At 66.4% G+C, this 21,203-nt stretch carries 31 protein-coding genes and 1 tRNA gene; 24 read left to right on the top strand and 8 right to left on the bottom strand.

Annotation, left to right across the window (positions count from 1 at the left end):
- Positions 1 to 453 precede the first annotated feature (453 nt).
- Positions 454 to 1,329, bottom strand: coding sequence for a TIR domain-containing protein (locus AB0M01_RS10150; RefSeq protein ID WP_363667595.1), 876 nt, complete (start codon positions 1,327 to 1,329; stop codon positions 454 to 456).
- A gap of 151 nt (positions 1,330 to 1,480) precedes the next feature.
- On the opposite strand from AB0M01_RS10150, the gene AB0M01_RS10145 reads away from it, so the two are divergent.
- The 17 genes from AB0M01_RS10145 to AB0M01_RS10065 all read left to right on the top strand — a co-directional run bounded on the left by AB0M01_RS10145 (position 1,481) and on the right by AB0M01_RS10065 (position 11,789).
- Positions 1,481 to 2,323 (top strand): phosphoribosylaminoimidazolesuccinocarboxamide synthase, encoded by an 843-nt coding sequence (locus AB0M01_RS10145; RefSeq protein ID WP_363667593.1) that lies wholly within the window; start codon positions 1,481 to 1,483, stop codon positions 2,321 to 2,323.
- A 2-nt stretch (positions 2,324 to 2,325) separates the two neighbouring features.
- Positions 2,326 to 2,517: a hypothetical protein gene (locus AB0M01_RS10140; RefSeq protein WP_363667591.1), complete on the top strand. Its 192-nt coding sequence runs from the start codon at positions 2,326 to 2,328 to the stop codon at positions 2,515 to 2,517.
- Between the two features lie 67 nt (positions 2,518 to 2,584).
- Complete coding sequence (locus AB0M01_RS10135; protein ID WP_363667589.1) at positions 2,585 to 3,328, top strand: GntR family transcriptional regulator; 744 nt, start codon at positions 2,585 to 2,587, stop codon at positions 3,326 to 3,328.
- A 153-nt stretch (positions 3,329 to 3,481) separates the two neighbouring features.
- Positions 3,482 to 3,799, top strand: coding sequence for a hypothetical protein (locus AB0M01_RS10130; protein ID WP_363667587.1), 318 nt, complete (start codon positions 3,482 to 3,484; stop codon positions 3,797 to 3,799).
- A 47-nt stretch (positions 3,800 to 3,846) separates the two neighbouring features.
- Positions 3,847 to 4,194 carry a hypothetical protein gene (locus AB0M01_RS10125; protein WP_363667585.1) on the top strand — a complete coding sequence of 116 codons (348 nt, stop codon included), beginning with the start codon at positions 3,847 to 3,849 and terminating at the stop codon, positions 4,192 to 4,194.
- A 126-nt stretch (positions 4,195 to 4,320) separates the two neighbouring features.
- On the top strand, positions 4,321 to 5,175 hold the full coding sequence (locus AB0M01_RS10120; protein ID WP_363667583.1) for a hypothetical protein: 855 nt from the start codon (positions 4,321 to 4,323) through the stop codon (positions 5,173 to 5,175).
- Entirely contained in the window at positions 5,168 to 6,007 is an 840-nt protein-coding gene (locus AB0M01_RS10115; RefSeq protein ID WP_363667581.1) for an FtsK/SpoIIIE domain-containing protein, read from the top strand. Before AB0M01_RS10120 ends, AB0M01_RS10115 begins: the two co-directional genes overlap by 8 nt.
- Positions 6,004 to 6,210, top strand: a complete 207-nt coding sequence (locus AB0M01_RS10110; protein ID WP_363667579.1) for a hypothetical protein — start codon at positions 6,004 to 6,006, stop codon at positions 6,208 to 6,210. Before AB0M01_RS10115 ends, AB0M01_RS10110 begins: the two co-directional genes overlap by 4 nt.
- Entirely contained in the window at positions 6,207 to 6,524 is a 318-nt protein-coding gene (locus tag AB0M01_RS10105; RefSeq protein ID WP_363667577.1) for a hypothetical protein, read from the top strand. Before AB0M01_RS10110 ends, AB0M01_RS10105 begins: the two co-directional genes overlap by 4 nt.
- A complete protein-coding gene (locus tag AB0M01_RS10100; protein WP_363667575.1) occupies positions 6,521 to 6,745 on the top strand; it encodes a hypothetical protein in 225 nt (74 codons plus the stop codon). The genes AB0M01_RS10105 and AB0M01_RS10100 overlap by 4 nt, the downstream gene beginning before the upstream one ends.
- Positions 6,742 to 7,032, top strand: coding sequence for a hypothetical protein (locus AB0M01_RS10095; RefSeq protein ID WP_363667573.1), 291 nt, complete (start codon positions 6,742 to 6,744; stop codon positions 7,030 to 7,032). The genes AB0M01_RS10100 and AB0M01_RS10095 overlap by 4 nt, the downstream gene beginning before the upstream one ends.
- Entirely contained in the window at positions 7,029 to 8,027 is a 999-nt protein-coding gene (locus AB0M01_RS10090) for a hypothetical protein (RefSeq protein WP_363667571.1), read from the top strand. The genes AB0M01_RS10095 and AB0M01_RS10090 overlap by 4 nt, the downstream gene beginning before the upstream one ends.
- Before the next feature lie 99 nt (positions 8,028 to 8,126).
- On the top strand, positions 8,127 to 8,369 hold the full coding sequence (locus AB0M01_RS10085; RefSeq protein ID WP_363667569.1) for a hypothetical protein: 243 nt from the start codon (positions 8,127 to 8,129) through the stop codon (positions 8,367 to 8,369).
- Positions 8,370 to 8,398: 29 nt separating this feature from the next.
- Positions 8,399 to 8,650 (top strand): hypothetical protein, encoded by a 252-nt coding sequence (locus tag AB0M01_RS10080; RefSeq protein ID WP_363667567.1) that lies wholly within the window; start codon positions 8,399 to 8,401, stop codon positions 8,648 to 8,650.
- Positions 8,651 to 8,791: 141 nt separating this feature from the next.
- Positions 8,792 to 10,354, top strand: a complete 1,563-nt coding sequence (locus tag AB0M01_RS10075; protein WP_363667565.1) for a replication initiator — start codon at positions 8,792 to 8,794, stop codon at positions 10,352 to 10,354.
- 29 nt (positions 10,355 to 10,383) lie between these two features.
- Entirely contained in the window at positions 10,384 to 10,581 is a 198-nt protein-coding gene (locus tag AB0M01_RS10070) for a helix-turn-helix domain-containing protein (RefSeq protein ID WP_363667563.1), read from the top strand.
- 2 nt (positions 10,582 to 10,583) lie between these two features.
- Positions 10,584 to 11,789, top strand: coding sequence for a tyrosine-type recombinase/integrase (locus tag AB0M01_RS10065; protein ID WP_363667561.1), 1,206 nt, complete (start codon positions 10,584 to 10,586; stop codon positions 11,787 to 11,789).
- A gap of 42 nt (positions 11,790 to 11,831) precedes the next feature.
- On the opposite strand, the gene AB0M01_RS10060 is transcribed toward AB0M01_RS10065, so the two are convergent.
- Positions 11,832 to 11,907, bottom strand: a tRNA-Lys gene (locus AB0M01_RS10060).
- A 224-nt stretch (positions 11,908 to 12,131) separates the two neighbouring features.
- On the opposite strand from AB0M01_RS10060, the gene AB0M01_RS10055 reads away from it, so the two are divergent.
- The 4 genes from AB0M01_RS10055 (at position 12,132) to AB0M01_RS10040 (ending at position 14,684) form a co-directional block, all read left to right on the top strand.
- Positions 12,132 to 12,524, top strand: a complete 393-nt coding sequence (locus AB0M01_RS10055; RefSeq protein ID WP_363667559.1) for a DoxX family protein — start codon at positions 12,132 to 12,134, stop codon at positions 12,522 to 12,524.
- Positions 12,525 to 12,565: 41 nt separating this feature from the next.
- A complete protein-coding gene (locus AB0M01_RS10050) occupies positions 12,566 to 13,075 on the top strand; it encodes a sigma-70 family RNA polymerase sigma factor (RefSeq protein ID WP_363667557.1) in 510 nt (169 codons plus the stop codon).
- A complete protein-coding gene (locus AB0M01_RS10045) occupies positions 13,072 to 13,734 on the top strand; it encodes a zf-HC2 domain-containing protein (protein ID WP_363667555.1) in 663 nt (220 codons plus the stop codon). The genes AB0M01_RS10050 and AB0M01_RS10045 overlap by 4 nt, the downstream gene beginning before the upstream one ends.
- A 275-nt stretch (positions 13,735 to 14,009) precedes the next feature.
- Positions 14,010 to 14,684 carry a GAF and ANTAR domain-containing protein gene (locus tag AB0M01_RS10040; RefSeq protein ID WP_363667553.1) on the top strand — a complete coding sequence of 225 codons (675 nt, stop codon included), beginning with the start codon at positions 14,010 to 14,012 and terminating at the stop codon, positions 14,682 to 14,684.
- Between the two features lie 198 nt (positions 14,685 to 14,882).
- On the opposite strand, the gene AB0M01_RS10035 is transcribed toward AB0M01_RS10040, so the two are convergent.
- Both AB0M01_RS10035 and AB0M01_RS10030 read right to left on the bottom strand, forming a co-directional pair.
- The gene (locus AB0M01_RS10035) at positions 14,883 to 15,122 is read right to left on the bottom strand and encodes a hypothetical protein (protein ID WP_363667551.1); all 240 of its coding nucleotides are present in this window, start codon (positions 15,120 to 15,122) and stop codon (positions 14,883 to 14,885) included.
- Positions 15,123 to 15,185: 63 nt separating this feature from the next.
- Positions 15,186 to 15,890: a metalloregulator ArsR/SmtB family transcription factor gene (locus AB0M01_RS10030; RefSeq protein WP_363667549.1), complete on the bottom strand. Its 705-nt coding sequence runs from the start codon at positions 15,888 to 15,890 to the stop codon at positions 15,186 to 15,188.
- A gap of 64 nt (positions 15,891 to 15,954) precedes the next feature.
- Here AB0M01_RS10030 and AB0M01_RS10025 point away from each other — a divergent pair, with 64 nt between their 5' ends.
- Complete coding sequence (locus tag AB0M01_RS10025; RefSeq protein WP_363667547.1) at positions 15,955 to 16,200, top strand: hypothetical protein; 246 nt, start codon at positions 15,955 to 15,957, stop codon at positions 16,198 to 16,200.
- A gap of 57 nt (positions 16,201 to 16,257) precedes the next feature.
- Here AB0M01_RS10025 and AB0M01_RS10020 read toward each other — a convergent pair whose 3' ends face one another.
- Complete coding sequence (locus AB0M01_RS10020) at positions 16,258 to 17,052, bottom strand: arylamine N-acetyltransferase (protein ID WP_363667545.1); 795 nt, start codon at positions 17,050 to 17,052, stop codon at positions 16,258 to 16,260.
- Positions 17,053 to 17,138: 86 nt separating this feature from the next.
- On the opposite strand from AB0M01_RS10020, the gene AB0M01_RS10015 reads away from it, so the two are divergent.
- The gene (locus AB0M01_RS10015; RefSeq protein WP_363667544.1) at positions 17,139 to 17,534 is read left to right on the top strand and encodes a RidA family protein; all 396 of its coding nucleotides are present in this window, start codon (positions 17,139 to 17,141) and stop codon (positions 17,532 to 17,534) included.
- Here AB0M01_RS10015 and AB0M01_RS10010 read toward each other — a convergent pair.
- Entirely contained in the window at positions 17,531 to 18,400 is an 870-nt protein-coding gene (locus AB0M01_RS10010) for a serine hydrolase (protein WP_363667542.1), read from the bottom strand. The two genes, AB0M01_RS10015 and AB0M01_RS10010, sit on opposite strands and share 4 nt — an antisense overlap.
- Before the next feature lie 37 nt (positions 18,401 to 18,437).
- The gene (locus AB0M01_RS10005; RefSeq protein ID WP_363667540.1) at positions 18,438 to 19,310 is read right to left on the bottom strand and encodes a LysR family transcriptional regulator; all 873 of its coding nucleotides are present in this window, start codon (positions 19,308 to 19,310) and stop codon (positions 18,438 to 18,440) included.
- Between the two features lie 117 nt (positions 19,311 to 19,427).
- Here AB0M01_RS10005 and AB0M01_RS10000 point away from each other — a divergent pair, with 117 nt between their 5' ends.
- Positions 19,428 to 20,354 (top strand): MBL fold metallo-hydrolase, encoded by a 927-nt coding sequence (locus AB0M01_RS10000; RefSeq protein WP_363667538.1) that lies wholly within the window; start codon positions 19,428 to 19,430, stop codon positions 20,352 to 20,354.
- A 53-nt stretch (positions 20,355 to 20,407) separates the two neighbouring features.
- Here AB0M01_RS10000 and AB0M01_RS09995 read toward each other — a convergent pair whose 3' ends face one another.
- Positions 20,408 to 21,181 (bottom strand): GntR family transcriptional regulator, encoded by a 774-nt coding sequence (locus tag AB0M01_RS09995; RefSeq protein WP_363667536.1) that lies wholly within the window; start codon positions 21,179 to 21,181, stop codon positions 20,408 to 20,410.
- Positions 21,182 to 21,203 lie beyond the last annotated feature (22 nt).

Raw genomic sequence — 21,203 nt, 5'->3', positions numbered from 1 at the left:
AACAGCGGCCAGTCCGCCGGATCGTCCCGATAGCTGCTGCCCAAGGGCCGAAGTGCCATGGGTCCAGGGTCGAGCTTGCTCGATCGCGGAGCGACGCCGGAGGCGCCCTTGACGCGTGGCGCGTAGGGCCGTCCCTCCCATGATTGCTGTCGGGACGATCCGGTAGCCCACGGTCAGACGGCAGGCATGCCTAGTCCGTCGCGCGGGTGGCCGAGCCAATCGGGGGAGCGATACAGAGAGGGGTGTCGAATCGTTGATGGCGAGTGCTGCTGTCTTCGCCCGGCACCCTGTTGGCGCGTGCGCGCCAAGCCAAGGGCCGCGCCGGGAGCGAAGCGAAGCGAGAGCGGGAGGCAAGCGGCCCGTCCCCTGGTGGCGGCGCGCTCTCGGGCCCTGAAGGGCCCGTCTTGAAGACGTAGAGAAACTTGTCAGGCTGGCAGCCTCAGTGATGGCGGCTTACGACTCGGTGGGTCCCGGAATCCTGAAGAGCGATTGAGGAGGAACCCAGACCGTGCGGCCACCCTCGAAGGCGACTTGGACTCGGCGATTCGAGCTGCTCCCGTCGCCGCTCTGAGTGGCCCTTACGCCCACCACCGTCCCACGACCGTATTCGGAGTGGTCAACTTCCGAGTCGATTAGAGTTCCATCGAATTCGACACGTTGTTTGCCGTCAAGGTTCCTGGATCGCTTGTAACCGAATCCGGCACTTACCCGCCCGGTGTATAGACCTTCAATCAACCTCTCTGTCATTCTAGATAGATGGGCGTTGTCACGTTCAAGCGCCCGGATTCTGTCTAGAACTTCGGCTAGAATTTCGTTACTATTCCTGGTTGGTTTCTGGTGCGGGGATGGCCTGGATCTCAAATCCTGCAGGAATTGATCTAATTGAGGCCATTCTCGATCGAAAGTATGCTTCAAGATCTCGTCAGGCAAGGGATCTTGGCATTTGCTATTGATCGACTTCACTAAATCGAAGACATCGCCTTCGTTCGAGAGTGCGGTATGTTGAAAGCTCGCGAGTGGACCAATGACCTCTGACGGAGCCAAGTCGAGTAGTACCGGGCGAACCGAAGCTTCTGCCGTGGCCTTCGCGAGTGCGCCTGCCTCAAAGTTCAGCCACGGGGCAGATTGATTCTCTCGTGTGACGCAAATTATTCCATCGCTTGTCCCTTCGAGTTCCTCTGCGACAGCCGAGTTCCATTGCTTACCTTTGGCGATATCTTGGGTTGAAACGAACGGTCGGAGTTGCTGGATAACGCGCGTCAGCCATGGTTTGAGATACTCTGCCAACTCTCGGCTTGAGGTGCCGGACCAACTAATGAATATCTTCATTGATTTCCTGTCGATGCAATTGATGCGGCTGTTCGCGTGGGTGCGACTTGGAATCTGGGTGGCGGAGCCCAACTCGTGAACGAGGGTGTTCAGGATGCCCCGTCGGCGCCCAGTTGTGAAGGATGATGGTCGGGTGTGCTAGAACAGTGGCGTGGAGCTGCTGCATCGAGGCAAGGTTCGGGATGTATACAGCGATCGCCCGGGGGAGGTGATCCTGGTTGCGACTGATCGTGTGTCGGTCTACGACGTGGTGTTGCCTACGCCGATCCCTGACAAGGGGAAGTTGCTGACAAGTCTGTCGCTGTGGTGGTTCGAGCAGCTGGCGGACGTGATGCCCAATCACGTGATCTCGGCTTCGGATGTGCCGGCCGAGTTCGAGGGTCGGGCTGTGCGGTGTCAGCAGGTCGACATCATCCAGGTGGAGTGCATCGCCCGCGGCTACCTTGCTGGGCTGGGCTGGGATGCCTACCGGGAGTCCGGGAAGATCTCTGGGGTTGAGATCCCGCCGGGGCTTCGTGAGGGCGACAAGCTCCCGCAGCCGGTGTTCACGCCCACTACGAAGACGGCGCCTGAGGATGGGCATGACGAGCCGATGACCTTTGAGGAGGTCGCGGAGGCTGTTGGGGCGGAGCTCGCGAAGACGCTTGAGGCGAAGACGCTTGAGCTGTTCAGCAGGGCTACCGAGATCACGGCTGGTCGGGGTGTGCATTTGGCGGATACCAAGTTCGAGTTTGGGCTTGCGAAGGATGGGACGTTGGTCCTGGCCGATGAGGTGCTGACTTCGGACTCCTCGCGCTACTGGCGGGATGAGGACTGGAAGCCTGGGCAGCGTCAGGTCTCGTTCGACAAGCAGTTCGTGCGGGACTGGGCTCGTGATCTGGGTACGTGGGACAAGACTCCTCCGGGTCCTGAGATCCCGGCTGAGGTCGTCGAGGAGACTCGTGCTCGCTACGTGGCGATGTACGAGCGGATTACCGGTCTGAAATGGGAGTGACCATGCCGACCTGGGAAGAGATCCAGGAAGCTCGCCTGGCTGACGTCCTCGAGCTTCAGAAGGTCCACAAGCGACTGCTTGCGGCCAAGGAACAGGGGATCGAGCCGGATCCGGCTGACGTCGAGGTTGCCCGGTCTGTTGCTGCGACTGGACTTGGCGGGATTGACCGGGTCAACGCGCGGGACGATTACTAGACCTCGTCAGGGCTGCCATCTATGCTGATGGTGTTCTAGAACAGCGATTGGAGCCTGAGGTCTAGCTATGCCCCCGAAGTTGGTGCGCCCCGCACCTCCGTATCAGCAGATTGCCAACGAGATCCGTGCGCGGATCTCCAATGGTGAGTTGCAGGCTGGCGATCTGGTGCCGTCTGTGCGGTCGCTGATGCGTGACTACAGCGTGGCAATTGCAACGGCTCAGCGGGCTCTGTCGACTTTGCGGGCTGAGGGGTATATCAAGCCTGAGCGTGGCGTCGGCAGCATCGTTACGACCGAGGAAGAGCGCGGTCGGGCGGCCAACGATCGCGTCGATAAGTCTCGTCGTACGGGCAAGGTGTATCCCACTGGCCAGTACGCCAAGATCACCTCAGCAACGTTGGGGGAGGCCTCGGAGCAGGTTGCCGACGCACTAGGGCTCCAGGTGGGCGCCCCTGTCATCCAGCGCGTGCGAACCACTTACCGTGCTGACGGGAAGCCGATCTCTGCGTCGACCTCGTACTTCAAGGGCGATCTTGCCGAGCGGGCGCCTTTGCTGCTGAATGCGGAGCGAATCAAAGAGGGAACGTTCGCGTACATCGCCAACACTCTCAAACGGACCGTTGAGGCCTGGCAGGACCAGTTCGAGCCGGGCAACGCTACCGCCGAGCAGGCCGGCCAATTGGGGCTGGATGAGGGTGCTCTGATCATGCTCGGTCGCAACTGGATCTATGACGATCGCGGCGAAGTGCTGGAGTACGGCGAGAGCATCACCTATGGGCGAGTGACCTACCGCGGACGCCTCGGCGACTAGATCGAGTCGCATCGTCCGTTGACGCTTACGTGTCAACGTCTAGTAATCAATCTGTGACCTTCAGTGCTTGTCGACGTGGCGTAGGTGTTCTAAGCTCTGAACTAGAACACCTGCTCAACGGGAGTGGGTCGGACGCCTAGAAGGGGCGATTCCATGAACCTCAGCATCGACATCACGGGCAAGACGTTCACCGTCACCAAGGCTGTGGAGGAGAAGAAGGACCAGAACGGCCGGCAGAAGGCGGACAAGAACACCAACGAGCTGCTCTGGACGGTCCAGATGATGGCGCTCGACGAGACGGGTGGCGAGGTGATCAACGTGACTCTCACGGGCAATGCTGCCCCGAAGGTGAACGTTGGCGCTGTCGTCACGCCGGTCGAGCTGATTGCCATGCCGTGGGCCACCAACGGGCGGAACGGTGTTGCCTACAAGGCGAAGTCGCTCAACGCGCCGGGTAACGCGAAGGCCTGATCTCCACTCGCTCCGTGATTCGTGCAACTGCTCAGCAAGGGGTAGTCATGTCGCAGCCGATGGAACACCGAACCATCACCGCGAATCAGGCACGGACCGAGTACCTGGCCACGTGCAACGAGATCATCGAAATCGAACTGGTCCTCGGATTCCTGGACCAGGCCATCACCAACAGCCTCAACACGGCTGAACCCGTCGTTGCGCTGAGCAACGACAAGGTCGCCATGTACGCGTCGAACGCGTTCTGGGAACTGCTCGACCTGTACCGCGAGGCCTCGAACCGTCGCCTCAACCTGTGCGCCGCCCGCGATTACTGCTTCGCGGTCTGGGAGTCGGCTTCGGCCGAACCCGCCAAGGCTGACACCTACGTGTCAACGCCGCTGAACAACCGCTAGAAACCAAGAACGGCCCTCGAAAGGGCCGCTCCCTGGAACCGAGACACGAAGCCGGGTCAAAGGCCTGAGAAACCGTCCTGGCTTCGTGTCTTTCCTGACTCAACCCCCTGATCGGGAGGTCTTGTCATGCCCAAATCTACCCGCAAGCGCTCGACTGGTCGAGTATCCGGCCGTCGTGGACGTGGCACCGCCACAAGTGCCGTCGAAACCATCACCCGCCCGCAGCAGACGCTGCCGGTCATCATCTTGCTCACGTTCTGGCGCTGGCGCTGGGAACTGCTCGTCCTGGCCCTCGTGGGCTACATCGTCCTCGCCCACGGCGCGGCCATCACCGGCTACTTCGAGTCCAACCCGTTGTGGCTGAACGCCCTGCTGATCATCGTCCTGAGTGGATGGATCTTCACCGACAACCTGGTACGGCGCTTCGTCCGCAACCGGATGTGGTGCGTCATCACCCGGCACCGTGTCCGGGCCTGCCTCACCGAAATGCGCACCCTGAACTGGTCGGGCAACTTGCCGTTCATCGTCGGGTGCCTGTCCACCAAGACCGGTCAGGTCGTCTGGCTGTTCATGCGTCCCGGCCTGTCGGCCGAAGACCTGGAGAACAAGGCCGAAACGCTGGCCTCGGCGTGCTGGGCACGCACAGCGAACATCACCCGCTCCACGCGCAACGCCGCACTCGTGCGGATCGACATCGACCGGCGAGACCCGCTGTCCAAGCAGCACATCGTCTCGCCGCTGCTCAACGACACCAGCGACATGCCTGAACAGGCCGTCGCCGACGACGCGGTCATGGCCTTCCTCGGCCCCGACCCCGCCAACGAAACCCCGGCTGTGGACTCCACCGACTCAAGGCCGGCCAAAACCGGCAGCGGTGAGACCCGCACCAAAACCGCGAAGACCAAGACCACCGCCGCCGTGAACGACGGCACGAGCGTGATCTTGGGCGCCAACGGAGAAGACGTGTCCGACTATGTCTAGCTTCAACCGACAGGTGTTCCCCCGGCGCACGCCGGGGGGCACCCCCGCGCCCCGAGGCGCACTGTCCATCTACAACCCGGCCTACCTGGGGCTCGACGCTCGCGGCAAGCGAGTCCACATCACACTGCCCTACCGCAACATCCTGATCGGCGGAGAACCCGGCGCAGGAAAATCCGTCGCCCAGGGCAACTTCGTTGCCCACGCCGCACTGTGCACCGATGTCGATCTCATCCTGATCGACGGCAAGATCGTTGAACTCCTGCCCTACGCCCCCGTGGCGAAAGAATTCGTCGGCAACAACATGCCCAAAGCACTACGTGTGCTGAAGGACCTGCAAGCCGACCTGGACGAACGCTATCTGCACCTGGCCCGCACAGGCCGCAAGAAGATCGTCCCCGGCGACGGGTTCCGCGCCAAGTTGCTCGTCGTCGACGAGCTGGCGTACTTCACCGTCACCGTCGGCACCAAAGAACAGCAAGAAGAGTTCCGCGTCCTAGTGCGGGACATCGTCGCTCGTGGCCGCGCCGCGGGCATCATCACGATCGCATCCACCCAGCGCCCCAGCGCTGACATCGTCCCAACCTCGCTGCGGGACCTGTTCGGCTACCGCCTCGCGTTCCGCTGCGCCACCGACTCCAGCAGCGACATCATCCTCGGCACCGGCTGGGCCTCCCAAGGCCACACCGCCGTGGACATCGCACCCGAATCCCTCGGTGTCGGGCTCCTGCGCGCCGAAGGCGGCTTCCCCCGCCGTCTCAAGACCGCACACCTCAAAGACCACGAGATCAACCAACTCGTCCGACGCGCCGCGTACCTCCGGAGGACCGCATGATCACCGTCAAGCCCGTCCCCGCGGGGACACTCACCGCCGTCAACGACGGCAAAGGCAACACCGGCTGGCTCCACAACTGCGGAGCCTTCGCCTGGTCACCGGTCCAGCCCCACCGCTGCGGCGTCTGCTGGTCGGCCATGCGTAATCGCCAAGCCTTCAACGGCTCCTGGACCAAGGCCTACACCAACCGGGAGGCGTCATGACCTTCTACGACGCCGACGGCGGCGAACGCGAAGACCGCATGATCATCGGCTACGACTTCACCGACCACTCCGTGGCCGGCATAAATCTGGCCTGCAACGGCCAAACCCCGAAGGTCGTCATCGACCTGGGAGCGAACCCGATTGAAATCGAGCTCGTCACCGGCTCCGTCACCGCGATCAGCCACCTGATCGACGCCCTGTACGAAGCCCGAGCGCTCCTCGAAGAGCACCAGATCCAGCACGCCACCGACAACGCGTCCTGGACCCAAGAACCTCTCTACATCCCCGGCGACTGGACGGAGGAACAGCGATGAGCAACGCCCGTGACGAACTCCAAGAGATCTTGCAGACCCACCGCCCGCAATTCGACCTCGCGATGACCGGCCTTCTGGCCGACCTGCGGGCACACGTCAAGACGCTCGAACAGCAGGCCAGTGCCGATCTCTACGACACCAACGCACTTGGCATCTTCAACGAAGCCCACGAACTCGGCCTTCAGATCCAGTCGTTCTTCGCGACCTGGACCAATGAATGAAACGCGCGGCAACTAAACGTCGCGTGACACGTAACTGTCAAGGACAACAGGCCATCCCGGCTGACCTCGACACCACCCCGGCCTCTGAGCCGGTGGCCAAGAAAACCCAAGCCAAGAAGGCCTACCGCACACAGCGGGCCGACGACTGGGCCCACGCCCAAGTCGGCAATCCACAGCCCTGCTTCCTGTGCGGATCTCCAGCCCTCCTGCGCGACCCGGCCAATGGCCGCGCCTGCCACATGACCTGCGCCAAGCAAGACGCCATCCAGAAGGGAGAACAGTGGTGACCACCGACACCCTCACGGCTCCGGCCTCCGCGAAGCCCGCGACCACCACCAAGCTCACAGGCTTGACCAACTCCAACACCAACGCCCTCACCGGGCTCACCGGCTGGGAGGTCACCAAGACCACCGCTACCTACGCAGGTAGCCCCACAGCAGCCCTCCAGGCCGTCCAGACCCACATGGACAAGGTCAAGGCCACCGAAGGCGGCAGAGCTACCGGCTACGCCTCTCTCATCGCGGTCCGCAACAAGCTCCGTGAGTGCTCCACCGGAGCAAGCCACCCGGCCGTCACCGTCACGGTCAAACGAGCTAAGAAGACCACCACCAAGACCCGCACGGGGTCACCGGCAGCGCGACTGACACGTAAGCGTCAAGACACTTACACCACCGCGCAGCTCGTCGCCGCACTCGAATCGGCGTGGAGCGCTATCCGCACCAACCACCAAGAGATCCCCGCCGTCGTCGTGATCGTGGGCTCCGGCACCGCGACCAAGCGCGCCAGGTACGGGCACTTCGCCCCGATCCGCTGGCAACACGGAGACAACCAACTCGCCGAAGTCCTGATCTCCGGCGAAGGCCTCAAACGATCCGTGGAAGAGGTCTTCACAACCCTCCTGCACGAAGCAGCCCATGCCCTCGGGCACGTCCGCGAGATCAAGAACACCAGCCGTCAAGGCCGCTGGCACAACGAGAAATTCGCCGAACTCGCCAAAGAGCTCGGCCTCGACACCGCCAAGGACGACAAGCACGGCTGGTCCGTCTGCACGCTCCGCACGGAGACAGCCACCACCTACAAGGCCGTCCTAGCCGAACTCAAGTCGGCCCTCATCGCCTACCGGCACCCCGAAGTCACCGGAGGCGAAACCAAGAAGAACAACAACAACGCGGTGGCCTGCGCCTGTCAGTGCCCACGCCGCATCCGCGTCGCCAAAGCAGTCCTCGCAGAAGGCGAGATCACCTGCAGCGTCTGCGAATCCACCTTCGAACCCGACGAGTAACCGCGGCTTCGTTGCTGGCTCCCACCTCCGGGACGAACACCTCGGAGGTGAGGGCGAACACCGAACCCCCACAGCCAACGACAGAAAGGAAGACCACACATGGCCGCCAACCAGCACCGCGCCAACCAAGACCTCGCCGCCTGGCTGATGGGCTCGATCTTCCGCGCCTTCTACTGCAACGGCTGTGGCCGGCCAATCGTCGCCGCCCGGATCGAGTGGCTGAACCCGGTCTACGTCTGGTCGCTCACCGCCCGCACCGGAAGCCCTGTGATTGCTCACTGCCCCTACCAGCACTGCGACAACGGCATCACCCACCACTCGACCCCCGTCACCTCCCACTGAACCACGACACCCACCGGAAGGACACCACCATGACTGTCGACCTGAACGCCTACGCCGGACTCACCGCCCTGCGCGACATCGCCACCGACACGTTCCTGTGTGACTGGGTCGCAGGCGACCACATCGGCGGCCACGACTGGTGCCCCACCGTCCTGGAACCCGGCGACACCTACGCCTTGGTCGTCATGGGCGAAACCATCGTCGGCCGTTACTGCACCGGCTGCGGCTACCACCTGTTCGGCACCCCCGAACTAGAACCCGCACCGCTCCCCGTCGCCTGACACGTAACCGTCAAAGCGGCTCCGGCGCTGGCTGCTTAACGCCGAAGCCTCGACCACTCCGGCACTCAACAAACATCGGGGCGGCCGTACCGCCCCGGTAGCCCCACCAAACGGACCAAAACGTCTCGAAAGGAGGCCACCATGACCACACACCCCACCCAAGACCCGCTGGACGTCCTGGACGGCCTCCTAGGCCGCGTGGAGATCATCTCCGAGCACAAGCACACCCTTGACCCCGGCAACCGCACCAACCCGACCTCAGGGGTCGAACAGGCCGTCCAGCGCGCCGCGACGACCGCCAACTACGGCGAGTGGCTCGACCACACCGCCTCCGCAGGCGGCTGCGTCCGCCCGATCCAGCTACGCGGCGAAGCCCACGTCGTGTCCACCCGCACCGGCCGGATCATCTCCACCCGCCACACCGACGACATGCCCGACGGCGTCATCTACAAAGCCTGCGGCAACCGGCGCGCCGCCGTCTGCCCCTCCTGCGCCGAGATCTACCGCGGCGACACCTACCAACTCGTCCTGGCCGGACTCCACGGCGGCAAAGGCATCCCCGCGAGTGTCACCCAGCACCCGTGTGCCTTCGTCACCTTCACCGCACCGAGCTTCGGAGCCGTCCACTCCGCACGCAAGCACCGAGGCCGTGACGGGCAACTCCGCAACCAGGTCTGCCGACCCCGCCGCAACCCCGACCCGTGCCCCCACGGCGTCGACCAGCGCTGCCACCAAACCCATCACGACGGGGAGAAGATCCTCGGCAAACCGCTGTGCCTGGACTGCTACGACCACGACCACCAGGTCGTCTGGAACGCCCTGTCCGGCGAACTGTGGCGACGCACCATGGAACGCGTCAAAGACACCCTCCGCACCTGGGGCAAGCATCACGGCCTCCGCGTCAAGCTCTCCTACGGCAAGGTCGCCGAAATGCAAGCTCGAGGCGTCGCCCACTTCCACGCCCTGGCCCGCCTCGACGGCATCAACCCCATCGCACCCCACGAAATCGCCGTACCCCACGCATCCGCCGACTTCGCGCTCCTGGCCTACGCGATCCGTCGCGCCGTCGAAGGCACCCGCTTCCGGTCCCTGCCCCACCCCGACGCCCCCAACGGCTGGGAGATCGCCTGGGGCACCCAACTCGACCTGCGCCCCGTACGCCAGACGGTCGATGGCGTTATCACCGAAACCGCCGTCGCCGGATACCTGGCCAAATACGCCACCAAAGCAGCCGAAGCGACCGGCCACTCATCCGCCCGACTCACCAACTCCACCGTCCGCCGCTACGCCGCCCTCAACACCCACGCCGGCCGACTGGTCGACGCCTGCTGGCGACTTGGACGCCCCGGCTCCGATCTCGACGAAGACGAAGCCGCGAAGAACTCCGGACGGCTGTCCTACCGGCGTCTCCAGAAGTGGGCGCACATGCTGGGCTTCGGCGGCCACTTCTCCACCAAGTCCCGCCAGTACTCCACCACCCTCAAAGCCCTCCGTGAGGCACGGGCGAACTGGCGGCAAGAACGACACCGCTCCGCCGACCACACTGACGACGTCGAAACCACCCTCATCGTCGGCAACTTCACCTACGCCAACACCGGCTGGCGAACCATCGGTGACGCGCTCCTGGCCAACACTGCCGCCGCCAAGGCCCGCGAACACAGACGGCTCGTCAAGGAACTGATTGCCGAGAACAACGAGGACTGACACGTAACTGTCAACGAAGGAGGAATGGAATGTCTGTGCCGAAGCATCGCGATGAACGGCTGTGGAGTGTCGAGGACCTGTCGGAGTTCCTTGGCGTTCCGGTGCCGACGCTGTACCGCTGGCGGACGACTGGCTACGGCCCGAAGGGGCTCCGGATCGGTCGGTATATCCGCTACGAGCGCGAGGTCGTGTACTGCTGGCTGAGGTCGTTGGAAGGAGCGGCCTAGCCATGCCAAGACAGCCACTCGCGATTGGCACCTGGGGCCTCATAAGGACACACGAGGTCACTGACTCCAGCGGTCGCAAGGCCTACAGAGCCATCACAAATTTTCGTGACTTCAACGGCAAGCTCCTCCGTATCGAACGGCGAGGAAAGACCAAAGGGGCCGCGAGGGCGAACCTGCAACAGGCACTCAGTGAGCGCGCGAAAATGGGGAAAGCAGGTAGCTGGACGCCTAGTCACCGATTCAGCGAAGTTGCTGACGAATGGGTCAAAGAGATCGAGGAACTGGTTCTGGACGGAGCCCGTTCCCCTGGCACGGTGCAGATCTACAGGTCAGTCTTGGAGAAGCACGTTCGGCCCGCGCTCGGCGAACTCAGGCTGGTCGAGGTAACGACCGCGCGAGTGGACACCTTTATCCGCACGGTCAAAACAGACGTCGGGGTTCCCACCGCCAAGCTGTGTCGGAGTGTGACCTCCGGAGTGATGGGGCTGGCGGTTCGAAGCGGTCCGCTCGACGTCAATCCCGTCCGTGAGATCCGTCGGATCGAAAGGCCGCGGGGAAAGAAGCTCGCACGATCGCTGACGATCGAAGAGGTAGAACTCTGGCTCAAGGCCGTGTCGGAGAACGAGCTCGCGGTCAGAAAGGACCTGCCTGACCTGAGCCTGTTCATGCTCGGTACCGGGGTTCGGATCGGCGAAGCCCTAGCGCTTACCTGGGCGGAAACTGACCTGTCGGCAGGTGCCGTTGACATTGAGTGGACTATCAGCCGGATCACCGGTCAGGGGCTGGTGCGGCGGCCTACCAAGTCCGAAGCGGGGGAGCGTTCGCTCGGGCTGCCTCAACGTGTCCACGACATGTTGCGTCGTCGCTTTGATGCTGGGGTCAGGCTCGATTGGCCGGTGTTCCCTGACAGCATTGGTGGGTATCGCGACCCGACGAACATCTTGCGAGATCTCCGGAAAGTCCGTGCTGAGGTCGCCTCGCTGGAGTGGGTCAAGTCGCACAACTTTCGCAAGACGCTCGCGACCATGCTGGACGACGCCGGCCAAAGCGCCCGTCAGATCGCCGACCAGCTCGGGCACAGCCGGGTCTCGATGACTCAGGACGGATACCTCGGTCGGAAGATCAAGAACCCGCTCGTGGTCGAGGCGATGAACCGGGTGCTCGGCAACGAGCCAGACGGTGAAAAAGGTGGCAAAGATGTGGGCTGAATGGCTGGTCGCCGCGGTCATGTGTGCTCTGACCTGCGGTTTTGGTAGGCCCCGTCGGACTCGAACCGACAACCCGCGGATTAAAAGTCCGCTGCTCTGCCAGTTGAGCTAGAGGCCCGGGTGTGGGGACCAGTGTGACAGGTCGGAGGGGTGGGGGGCCAACTGGAAACGGAGTTCGGAGGGATGGGACCAGTGGTTGGGGTGGTTTCTTAGGGTGACAGGGGGATCACTTTGGGTTGAACCGGATGGGGATGCTGGTCGTTCTGTGGGGTGAAGGAGCGCCCCTGTCAGCGTGAGGCGGGTGGGGGTGGGAAGCCGTCCATTCACCTGAGGAGTTTTGGCATGGAGCGTTGGCAGGGGCACACGGTGGGGTTGTTCAGGGTTGTGGTGGGGTTCTTGTTTGCGAGTCATGGGGTCGCGGCGTTGTTTGGGGTGCTCGGGGCCACGCGGATCGAGGCATTCGTGTGGCCGAGTTGGTGGGCGGCGGCGATTCAAGGGGTGGCGGGGGCGCTGGTGATGGTGGGGTTCGGGACTCGGTGGGCTGCGTTGTTGTGCTCGGGGTCGATGGCTTACGCGTACTTCACGGTGCATCAGGTTGACGGGGTGCTGCCGGTGGAGAACGGTGGGGAGAAGGCGGCCTTGTTCGCGTTCGCGTTCCTGTTGATCGCGGTGCTCGGGAACGGGCGTTGGGCGCTGGAAAGTAGCCTTCCTTCCAGGAGCAGGACGAGCGGCTGAGTACCGCCGTGGCGGTGCACGACGACAGAGCTGGAGTGCCGATGGCCGACGACCGGGCGGCGCTGCTGCGTGAGCTGCACGATGTGCATGCGCCGTCGCTGTGGCGGTTCGTGGTGCGGCTGACCGGTGACGACCGGTTCGCGGAGGACGTCGTGCAGGAGACGCTGCTGCGGGCGTGGCGCCGGCCGCAGATCCTGACCGAGGACGAGGCGGGGGCTCGGGCGTGGCTGTTCACGGTGGCGCGGAACCTGGTCATCGACGACCGGCGCAGTGCCCGGGTCAACCGGGAGGTCGCCAGTGACGACCTCCCGGAGCGGCCGAGCGCGGACCACGCGAACGCCGTACTGGACGCGTGGCTGGTGTCGGACTCGCTGGCGCAGCTGTCGGAGGACCACCGGCAGGTGATCGTCCGCGCGTACTACGGCCGGCGGACCGTCACCGACATCGCGCAGGAGCTCGACATCCCACCGGGCACGGTGAAATCGCGGTTGCACTACGGGATGCGGGCGCTGAAGCTCGCGCTGCAGGAGAGGGGGGTGACGCAGGAATGAGCGATCCGTACCGGGACTGGGACGCTGCCTACCTGCTCGGCGCGTTGTCGGCGCAGGACCGGCGCGCGTACGAGGAGCACCTGCGCACGTGCACGGACTGTTCGGCGGAGGTGGCGTCGCTCGCGGGCGTCCCCGGGACCCTGGCGCTGCTGCCGGGGGACCGGGCGCTCGCGACCCTCGACCCCACCCCGCCGAACCTGTTGCCCGGGCTGGTCCGGGCCGTCACGCGGGACCGTCGCAAGCGGCGGTTCCGCGTGGCGGGACTGGTCGCGGCGACCGCCGCCACCGCGGCCGCGATCGGCGCCGTGGTGGCGATCCCGCTGGCCCGCGAGGAGCCCGAGGGCGACTACGTCGTACTCGCGCAGACCGTCGCCAGCAAGCTCACCGCCGACGCCCGGCTGGTCGAGGAGCGCTGGGGGACGACGATCGAGATCAGCTGCCGGTACGACGACCTCGCGACGCCCAGTGAACGGGCCCGCGGCTACGACCTGTTCGTCACCGACGACAGCGGCAAGTCCACGCTGATCGCCAGCTGGACAGCCTCACCCGGTACGACGGTCCGCCCGGCCGCGACCACGAAGCTGCACCGCAGCGAGATCCGCGCGCTCGACATCCGCAGTTCCGACAGCGGCCGCATCCTGCTCGCGGTGCACTTCTGAAACCGTCGCGGCCGGAACGCATGACGGCCGGGCGAACGGGAACCTGAGAGCCAGGAAGGGCCGGTCGCTCGAGAGGCAAGTCGTTCCAGGCCCCGGTGTTCAGACCCGACGCACCGGGGTCGCCTGCTGCCCGGGGGCAGCCTCGGGGTCGGTGTTAAAGTTCATCGCGGTTGGGAAGTCAGCCGGTGGCGCAGCATGCCGCCCGCAGTGATTTCGAAGCGTTGAGGACACACGCCGGTGAGACCAACCCCCCAACCGTCGGGCGCAGTGGCCCGGTGAACGACGAGTTCGCCCAGGAGCTGGCCCGGATGGCCCAGGTCCTGCACGAGCAGCCTGACGTGGAACAGACCGCCGAGCGCTTCCTGGAGTTCGTGCTGCCGCGGATCGGGACCGGGCACGCCAGCCTGCTGCTGGTGATGCGCGGCGGCCGGCTGGAGTCGGCGTCCGCGACCGACGCGCTGGTCGAGGAGGCCGACCGGGTGCAGCTCGAGACCGGCGAAGGGCCGAGCTTCAGCGTCGTGCAGGACGAGAAGAACGTGGTCAGCGGGGACGTGTCAGGGGATCTCCGCTGGCCACGCTGGTCGGTCGGTGTCGCCGGGGTCGGGTTGCGCAGCGTGCTGAGCGTCCGGCTCCGGACGCCGACCACCACCGTCGGCGTCCTCAACCTGTACGACGCCACGCCGGAGCGCTTCGGCGCGTACGACGACGTGGTGGCGCAGGTGTTCGCCGACCACGCGGCGGTCGCGGTCGCGAACGCGCGCAGCGAGTCGACGCTGTGGCAGGCGATCGACGCCCGCAAGCTGATCGGCCAGGCCCAGGGGATCCTGATGGAACGCTTCGACCTGACCGACGAGCAGGCGTTCGCCGTACTGCGCCGGTACTCCCAGGACCGGAACGTGAAGCTGCGCGACGTCGCGCAGCGGCTGATCGAGACCCGGAAGTTGTCCTGAGCCCAGAAAAGTTCCTGACGCGTGTAACACCGGCCGTGTCGCCACCGATACAGAGGGTGTAACGCTGCGATCCCGCTCCAGGTCAACCGCCCGAAGGGCCTGGAGCGGGATCCGCTCTCGCGCGAGGCGCCCGAAGTACCCGTTACACAGACAGGCCCCCGAGGATCATCCTCGGGGGCCTGTCTGTGGTCGTTCCTCCTACGACGCTCGCTCAGTCGGTCGGTCCGACTCCGGCAGAGCGATCCGGTCGGCCGGAAGCCGTTCGGTCCGCTCGACGCCGTCGTCGCCCTCGTACTGCACCAAGGCGGTCCATCCCGCGTCCTCGTGCTCGCGGCCGATCAGCCAGCCGCGGTACCAGACGCCGTCCACCTGGACGACGACATGGCTGGGCAGAGGGAGGCGGGACACCAGCTCGGTGTCGGGCTCGAAACCAGTCATGGCCGAAGGCTAGGCGTTTCCGCCGACAATCGCCTGTTGAAGGCGTGTTCCCTACCGGGAATCTCACACCCTGGAAGCGAGTTCTCGCACCACACCAACCGGAAGTCCCAGTGCGGTGAGCGATCCGGTGACCTTGAGAGCGCGTCCACCGGGGATCCGGCGGACCCAGCCCTGGTCGATCGCGTGCGTGCACAGGGCGGAGCCGACCGCGCCTGCGAGATGCGGCCGGCGTTCGGTCACGTCAAGACATGAGCGGACGAGCGGGCGGCCTCTTCCGGTCTTCACCGCGATGCCCAGTTCCTCCAGCCAGCGCGTGCCGTCGGGGGTCAGCGCGAGGCCGTCGGTCCAGTCGAGCAGGCCGCGTTCGGTCATCGTGTCGATGACCGCGATGCCGAGCCGTCCGGCCAGGTGGTCGTAGCAGGTCCGAGCGCGGGCGAACGCGTCGCGGCGGCTCGCGCTCTTCAGACTCGTCGCGACCTCCGTACGCCGGGGAGCCAGCGCCGACAGGCTTTCCAGCAGGTGCGCGGTCTCCGGGTTCGCGAGCTCGACGTACCGGTGCCGGCCCTGCCGCACCTCGCTGAGCAGCCCGCCCTCGACCAGCAGGTTCAGGTGCTCGCTGATCGTCGGGCGGGAGACGCCGGCCAGCGCGGCCAGTTCCGTCGCGGTCCACGCCCGGCCGTCGAGCAGCGCGAGGCAGACGGTCGCGCGCGTACCGTCGGCGAGCATCCGCGCCCACGCCGCCAGTTCCTGCCCCTCGGTCGTCGTCATCCACCCATCGTGCCTCGCCCTCGGTTCGGCGCGGGCCGAAGCGTCCCGGCCCTAGCTTCGCGCCATGACGCATCTCACCATCGAGCCCTCCATCCTGTACGCCGGTACGCCGGTAGCGCTGCTCACCACCGACAACGGCGACGGAACGTTCAACCTGGCGCCGATGTCCTCGGCCTGGGCGCTCGGCGACGTGGTCGTGCTCGGGCTCGGCGAGGAAGGCCGGACCGGGACGAACCTGCGCAGCCGGCCGGAGCTCGTCGTCAACTACCCGTCGCCGGCGCAGTGGGAAGCTGTCGCACTGTCGATTTAGATGCTGGAGGCAACTTTCTGCTCGTCCAGGCGAAGGTCCTGCGCGTCCACGAGACACCTACCGCAGCAGCAGGCGGTCCAGTTCCTCGTCGTTGAGTACGACGTCCAGCGCGGCCAGCGCTGGGCCGAGGTCCTCGGTGGTGAGGATGCGGTGCTCGATGCGCCCGTCGGCGTGCTCGGTGGTGAGCTCGGTGCCGACGAGGCGGCGGCTGACGCCGTCGGTGAGGCGCATCACGACCGGCTTGGTCGAGAACGGCGAGTGCGGGTTGGTCGCGACGTAGTGGTGGTAGACCAGGTAGTCGATCAGGCGTTGCGGTTCGTCGTCGGAGGCGTGCTGCGGGACCCAGCCGTCGGCGGTGCGCTTGGCGAGCGTCCAGGTGCGGCCGTCCTGGGTGAGGCGGTGTTCCCAGCCGGCCTGGTCGACGACCGCGCCGTCCTTGAGTGGCATCGGGTGCAGGATGCCCGCGCCGAAGCCGACGTCGGCCAGCCAGGGCTCGTCGTTGATGCGGACCAGCAGGTTCATGTGCGTCTTCGGGCCGGACTTGTGCGGCTGGACGCGGGCGACCCGGCGCTCGACCTCGAAACCGAGCGTCTCCAGTACGGCGGCGAACAGCAGCGCGTGCTCGTAGCAGTAGCCGCCGCGCTGCCGGCCGACGAGCTTGGCCTGGATCACGTCGAGCTCGAGCCCGGGATGGGTGCCGAGGATGACGTCGATGTTCTCGAACGGAATCGCGCGGACGTGCGCCGCGTGCAGGCGGTGCAGCGTCTCCACCGAGACGTCGCCGGCGGGCTCGCCGATCCGGACCAGGTAGGCGTCCAGGTCGAGCCGTTCGATACCCCACTCGTTGGTCATGAGCCCAGTGAAGCCGTTCAAGTCGACTTGAGGTCAAGAGTTGTCGGGCAGGATGGGAGGCGAGTTCTCGACGAAGGGGCGTTCTCGTGAGTCAGCTTTCGTACCCGCAGCCGGACGGTGTTGCCCCGGGCAACGGTTACAGCCATGTCGTGACCGGGCCGGGACGGTGGGTCGCGATCTCGGGTCAGGTCGCGCTGGACGCCGATGGTGAGGTCGTCGGGGTTGGTGATCCGGCAGCGCAGGCTCGGCAGGTGTTCGCGAATCTCAAGGCCTGTTTGGAGGCGGCCGGGGCGACGTTCGCCGATGTGGTGAAGCTCAATTTCTACGTGACGGATCTGGCGGTGCTGCCGGCCGTGCGGGTCGCGCGCGACGAGCACGTGGACACGGCGAGGCCGCCGGCCAGTACGGCGGTGCAGGTGGTCGCGCTGTTCCGGCCGGAGATCCTGCTCGAGGTCGAGGCGTACGCCGTGGTCAACGACTAGCGGAGGCGGTCCACGGCGTACCGGGTCGCCTGCGCGATCGCGTTGTCGACGCGGGGAAGGCGGCGGTCGGCGCGGGCGGCTCGGGTGAGGGCGGCGATGGCCACGGTCGGGCCGCCGGGGAGCTCGACGACGCCGACCTCGTGGCGGAGGGCGCCGAAGGTGCCGGTCTTGCCGTAGGTGCGGACGCTGTCGTGGGGGTAGGCGGCGGCGATGCGTTGGGTGAAGACCTGCTGGGCCATCAGGCGCTGGACGAACGCGGTCTGGTCGGCGGAGAGCAGGTCGCCGGACCAGAGGGCGCGCAGCAGCGTGGTCATGTCGCGGGCTGTGGTGGCTGAGGCGTTGGCAGCTTCGTAGACGCCGGGTGGGGTGGTGGCGTCGTTGTCCGCGAGGACGGCGAGGGCTGCGTCGGCGTCGGTTGCTCTCGTACGGCGTACGAGGTCGCGGAGGTTGTCGGCGGTGCCGCGGCGGATGCGGGTGCCGGTCAGGCCGGTGCGGCGCATGAGGTCGGCGACGTGGTCCAGGCCGACGACGTCGAGGAGGGCGTCGGCGGCGGCGTTGTCGGACAGCGCCATGGTCGAGGCGGCGAGGTCACGCAGCGAGAGGGTGACCGGGTCGGAAAAGATCGAGAGGCCGGTCGGGCCGGGGGTGCGGTCGGTCGGTTGCAAGGTGACCGGCTCCCGAGGATCCAAGCCGCGGTCGATCAGCTCGGCGAAGGCGATGACCAGCGGCAGTTTGTAGACCGAGGCCATCGGTACGACGTCGTCGGCGTCGAGGGTGATCGACTCGTCGGGGCGGTCGAGGGAGATCGCGTGGAACCAGCCGCGGGCGCCGGCGTCCTCGAAGATCGCGCGCAGGTGGGCGCTCACGGCGTCACCGCCGGAAAGGCAGCGCGGGGTCGGGCGCTCATGGCGTCACCGCCAATGCCTGGGCGATCCGGGCCAGGGCCTCGGGGAGCAGGGCGGACGTCGTACGGGCGGCCGGCCAGACCAGGCGGAGGCGGACCGGGAGCGGGTCGTCGACCAGCGGGTGGCGGCCGAGGCCGGCTGCGTGGAGACCCGAGTCCGGGGTGACGACGATGGCCTGGCCCGCAGCGGCCATGGCCAGCGCCGCACGGTCGTCGGTGACGACCACTGTGCCGCCTGCTGGTCTGTGCAGGTCGAGGGTGTCCAGCACGAGGTCTCTGGCTGCTGGTGCCTCAGCGCGCGGTCTGACGGCGATCGGTAAGGCGTCCAGGTCGCGCAGCTTGAGTGGTGTCGCGTCGTCCGGGTGCAGGGTGGTCGGTACCAGCGCGTGAGTCGGCAGGAGCGTCACCGGGCCGGCCTCCAGTCCGTCCAGCACCGCCGGGTGCAGTACGACGGCCAGGTGCAGCCGCGTCGACGTCAGCTGCGGCAGGAGCTGGCTGGTCGGAGCGGTGACGACTGTGACTCGGCCGGAAGGCAGCGCGGCGGCTACAGCCGCGCCAAGCGCTGGCGGGACCTCCGGAGTCAGCCCGAGCCGCACCTCCGGGCCCTCCGGGTCCTGCGCACCTGCTGCGTGGTGGAACTCGTCGAGCGAGCCCAGTGCGCGCCGGGCGTACGGGAGCAGGGCCGCGCCGGCAGGGGTGAGCTGGACTCGGCCAGGACCGCGTTCGAACAGCTTGGCGCCGACCAGGGACTCCAGGCGGCGCAGGCCTTGGGAGAGCGGCGGCTGGGTGATGCCGACGACCCGGGCGGCATCGCCGAAGTGCTGCTCGTCGGCGAGCGCCACGAAGATCTGCAGGTGGCGTTCAGTGAGCATGACCCGGCTGACCTGGGGTGATATGAGCAGGCAATCGGGTCATGTGTAAGAGCATATTCGACATCGCTGCAACGAAGCGCCTTGACTGAGCAACACGTCGAGGTGAGGAGACTGGGGATGACGGTGAGCCGGAGAGGTGTGCTCAAGGGAGCAGCGGTCGCGGCGGTGGGTGCTGCCGCGACAACCGCAGGAGTACGGGCAGCGACCGCAGAAACAGCAGAGACCGAGCGCGAGCCCGTGGAGCTGACCTGGTGGGGCAACCACGCGTGGCAGATCCGCTGCGGGGCTGCGGTGGTGCTGACCGACCCGTGGCTGACCAGGTTCCGCACGGGCACCTACAAGCCCGAGGGCGCGGACGACTCGACCAGGATCGTCAGCAAGCCCAGCGTGATCGACAAGTACGTCACCAAGGCCGACGCGATCCTGGTTCACCACGGGCACTACGACCACCTCCTCGACGTCCCGTACGTCGCACGCCGGACGAAGGCGACGGTGCTCGGCAACGAGACGCACCTCAACCTGCTGCGGGCGCTGCGGGCGCCGGGTGACCAGCTGACACAGGTGGTCGGCGGGGAGTACCTGCCCTTCAGCAAGGGCTTCACCGTGGAGGTGTTCCGGTCGCTGCACTCCTGCGGCGGGGCGCGGCACCAGTTCGCGTACCCGGGGACGCGGCCGGGCGCCGTACCGGCCAAGCCGCGGACGATCGCGGACCTGGTCGAGGGCGGGACGCTGGCCTACGTGCTGACGATCGGTGGGTTGCGGATCCTGAGTCTGAGCACGGCCGGGTTCGACCCGGTGGCGCTGAAGGACCTGCAGGTGGACGTCGTACTGGCTGCGCCTGGTGGCGAGCCGGGGGTGACCGATCGGCTGCTGTCGACGATCAAGCCGGTGCCGCTGGTCATCGCGACGCACTGGGACGACTTCGACGAGCCGCTGGACAAGCCGGCCGTCGACTGGGGTGGGCTCGCGAAGCTGCAGGCGTCGGTCGTTGCCGCGGGCGCCGAGTTCCGGAAGGTCGACCACCTGGAGTCGATCACGCTGTAGAAAGCTTCACGCCGGGCGCACTCCAGCGGCCAACGCGCCCGGCGTGAACCAGCTCAGGCGAGGCTGCTGTCGGTGGACGGGGTGAGGCGGTAGCCCTGGTGGGCCGAGAACTCCGCGGCCAGGGCGAAGCGGTCGCCGCGGACCACGGTGTGCCGCCACTCGAGCGGGCGGCCCTGCGCGTGGGCGAGACGGTTGATGGAGAAGACCGCGGCTCCGGCGGGACAGTGCAGGAGCGCCCGCTCGGCCGGGGTCGGGTTGACCGCGCGGATGTCCTCGCGGCCGTTCTCCAGGCGGAGGCCGGTGCGGGCCGCCAGTTCGGCGTACAGGCTGGTGTGGCTGAAGTCGGCTTCGAGCAGGCTGTCGGCGACGTCGGCCGGGAGCCAGACGCGGTCGAGGGCGAGCGGCTCCTCGCCGGCGAACCGGACGCGCTCGAGGTAGACCAGCGGCATCGACGCCTCCAGGCCGAGCCGGCTGGCGATCACGCCGTCGGCGCGCACGTCGAGAGCCCGTACGACGCTGTGCTGGGTCAGGCCGGACGCCTCGACCGAGGAGAACAGGCTGTAGAGCGCGCCCATCGGCTGCCGGATCTCCGGCGCGGTTGCGACCCGCGGCTGGCGGCCGCGCTCGGCGACGATCAGGCCGTCGGCGCGGAGCTGGCTGAGCGCCTGGCGGACGGTGTGCCGGCTGACCTGGTAGTCCTCGACCAGGGCCAGCTCGCCGGGGAAGACATCGTCGAACTCGCCCGCGCGGAGCCGGCGGACCAGCTCCTCCTGCAGCTGTTTCCACAGCGGGCGGCCGCCGCCGCGGTTGAGCTTGCGCTCGGTCATCGAGGCCTTCCTGTCCGATCCG

The sequence above is a fragment of the Kribbella sp. NPDC051770 genome, from assembly GCF_040681455.1.
GTDB lineage: Bacteria > Actinomycetota > Actinomycetes > Propionibacteriales > Kribbellaceae > Kribbella.
Note: the sequence above shows the minus strand (reverse complement) of the source record. Positions and strands in the feature narration are given on the sequence as shown.